We start from the raw sequence: 2,813 nt of genomic DNA, 5'->3' as shown, positions 1-2,813 counted from the left end.
GATGTGTATAAGAGACAGGTGCAGAAGATGTAAGGTTCGATTTCTCGACCCTCATCCGCTGCTCCCCGTTTCCCCAAATGAGTAAACTATTTAGTTATCCTGTAACGGATCGTGACCCCAATTCATTAACGAAAACCGCCACCGTGTATCCTTGACATCCCCCTGCGGACGCTGTGCCGAATGCCGCCGCACGTAACTAACCACCTTCCGCATGTGGGCGATTTCCTCGTCGCTGTATTCAGATTCATCCCGCTCTAGCAGCTCCACGATCTGTCGCCCAGACTTATGTCCGATCGATTCGTCCCCATCGTTCTTTTGCCCCACCTCTTGCGAATCCTCAGTCTTCAACCAGTTCGCTAACTGTTGGGGACTCATATTCACTACCTGATGAAAATCCTCAATAATTGACTTGCGATCGTCAGCCACAATTTAGTCCTCCCGCTCGCTCAAAGATTCGGGTTTATGTGCTGCCTCTTTACCAGTTTTGTCGCTTTTTACTAAGTATTGAGGATCTTCTGTTGAGGCATTGACATGATGCTTTTTAATATCAGTTGGTTCGGTCAATTTTTTCTCGACATTACCTTCGTTGGCGTAGCCTCTCCTTTGGAGAATCGTGCCTTGAGAACTTTCCCATTGCACTTTATCTCCTTTGCTAAACTCAGTTGACACGATTTACTTTACTCCAGAAATTTTTTGTAGCGATCTTCAATTAGATGTTATCAACGATCTAAGAGTGGAACATCTATCTTTATTGGTATTTATACCCTCTACTTTTTGCCTACACTTGCTGTCTCCAAGCAAATCTGGTCGAGGAGCACAAATTACGATTGACTGTCAACGATCGACGATCGACTACCCCAAATCTCTCCAAAGATAGAGCGGCCAAAACCCGTCGATCGGGGACTCTAGTAAAGAAGCATCCACACAGTTTTACTCGCGGAGAGACTGGCATTTATGCGCTACTTTGCATTGGCTTCGGACTACGATGGGACTCTAGCTACAAACGGGCAAGTTGATGACAACACGCTGGCGGCACTCCAACGATTGCGGGAATCGGGACGCAAGCTAATTCTCGTCACAGGTAGACATCTCGACGATCTCTCCCAAGTGTTTCCCCAAGTCGATCTATTTGACTGTATCGTTGCCGAAAATGGCGCATTACTCTACTATCCTGCCACTCGCGAAGAGCAGACTTTGGGCAATCGTCCGCCGGATGCGTTTATCAATGCCCTCAAAGCCAAACAAGTCGAGCCGCTCGGTGTCGGACGCGTCATCGTCAGTACTTGGGAACCGCATGAAGTAGTAGTGCTGCAAGCGATTCGAGAACTGGGATTGGATTTGCAGATTATTTTTAATAAAGGCGCGGTGATGATTTTGCCTGCTGGCGTGAATAAAGCCGTAGGCTTGCAAACTGCACTCACCCAGATGGGACTCTCGGCGCATAATGTGGTTGGGGTAGGCGATGCCGAAAACGATCGAGCTTTTTTGGAAATTTGCGAGTTTTCCGTAGCGGTGGCTAATGCCTTAGAGAGCGTTCGCGAAGCTGCCGATTTTGTGACCCAATCCGCTCGCGGTGCGGGGGTAACCGAATTAATCGACGATCTCATCGCCACAGATCTGAGCGAGCCAAGCAGTAAGATCGAGCGTCATAATATTTTGGTAGGAAAATGTGCAGATGGTACCCCAGTTGAAATTCAGCCATATAACTCCAGCATTTTGCTCGCTGGTATTTCTGGCGGGGGTAAATCGACGCTAGCGACGGGAATTTTGGAGCGGCTATCACAGCACGGCTATCAGTTTTGTATTTTCGACCCAGAAGGGGACTATGAAAGCTTTGAAGGTTCCGTCGTATTGGGCAATCGCGACCATATTCCCCGCGTCGAAGAAGTCTTAAATACATTAGAACAACCCGATCGCAATCTGGTAATTAATTTACTGGGCGTCAAACTCGATCGACGAGCGGGATTTTTAGCAGAAATGTTGCCGTCACTGCTGGCATTACGCGCCCGCACGGGACGTCCGCACTGGATCGTGCTAGATGAAGCCCATCACATGATTCCCGTCGATTCTAACCCCGCGAAACTGACATTGCCCCAGTCTTTGCATGGCGTGATGATGATTACCGTGCATCCCGACCATGTAGATTCAGCGGCACTGCGGCTGATTAATACACCGATCGCCGTCGGGAAAGCTCCAGAACAGACAATATCTTCATTTTGTCATGTTGTAGAACATTGCCCGCCTAGCATCCCTGAAGGCGAGCTAGCCATGGGTGAGGCGATCGTCTGGGATATGAATTCCGACTCGTTGCCACAGAAGTTTAAAGTCCAACCGCCTTCTGCGGAACGACGGCGGCACATGCGTAACTACGCAGAGGGCGAGCTGGGATCGGATAAGTGGTTTTATTTCCGAGGGCGCGAGCAAAAGCTCAAGCTCAAGGCACAGAATTTGATTTCGTTTACCCAGTTAGCCGAAGGCATCGATGACGATACTTGGCTGTATCACCTAGAGCGGCAGGATTATTCCCGGTGGTTGCGCGACGCAATTAAAGACGAGGAGTTGGCCGAAGAAGTAGCGCAGATCGAATCCCGTGGCGGTTTATCCGCGATCGAAAGTCTCACCCAAATTAAAGGCGCGATCGAACAGCGGTATACTTTGCCTGCTTAGTTAGGCTTTAGGCTTTAGGCTTTAGGTTTTAGGCTTTAGGTTTTAGGTTTTAGGTTTTAGGTTTTAGGTGATACCTGTCTAAATGTTAAATCTGAGTGAGAGAAAATTAATCAACGTTACCGTTAAAAAATACATTTACACGGTAG

3 protein-coding genes are annotated in these 2,813 nt (G+C 48.4%); 1 reads left to right on the top strand and 2 read right to left on the bottom strand.

The window, feature by feature from the left end:
* Positions 1 to 90: 90 nt before the first annotated feature.
* Entirely contained in the window at positions 91 to 426 is a 336-nt protein-coding gene (locus C7B77_RS27480; RefSeq protein WP_106312546.1) for a DUF3140 domain-containing protein, read from the bottom strand.
* A gap of 3 nt (positions 427 to 429) precedes the next feature.
* Complete coding sequence (locus C7B77_RS27475; RefSeq protein WP_106312543.1) at positions 430 to 669, bottom strand: hypervirulence associated TUDOR domain-containing protein; 240 nt, start codon at positions 667 to 669, stop codon at positions 430 to 432.
* A gap of 285 nt (positions 670 to 954) precedes the next feature.
* On the opposite strand from C7B77_RS27475, the gene C7B77_RS27470 reads away from it, so the two are divergent.
* Positions 955 to 2,667, top strand: coding sequence for an HAD-IIB family hydrolase (locus C7B77_RS27470; protein WP_106312540.1), 1,713 nt, complete (start codon positions 955 to 957; stop codon positions 2,665 to 2,667).
* The last annotated feature ends 146 nt before the right edge of the window (positions 2,668 to 2,813 follow it).

Source organism: Chamaesiphon polymorphus CCALA 037 (genome assembly GCF_003003845.1).
In the GTDB taxonomy this organism is placed as follows: domain Bacteria; phylum Cyanobacteriota; class Cyanobacteriia; order Cyanobacteriales; family Chamaesiphonaceae; genus Chamaesiphon; species Chamaesiphon polymorphus.
This window is presented reverse-complemented; position numbering and strand designations above follow the sequence as displayed.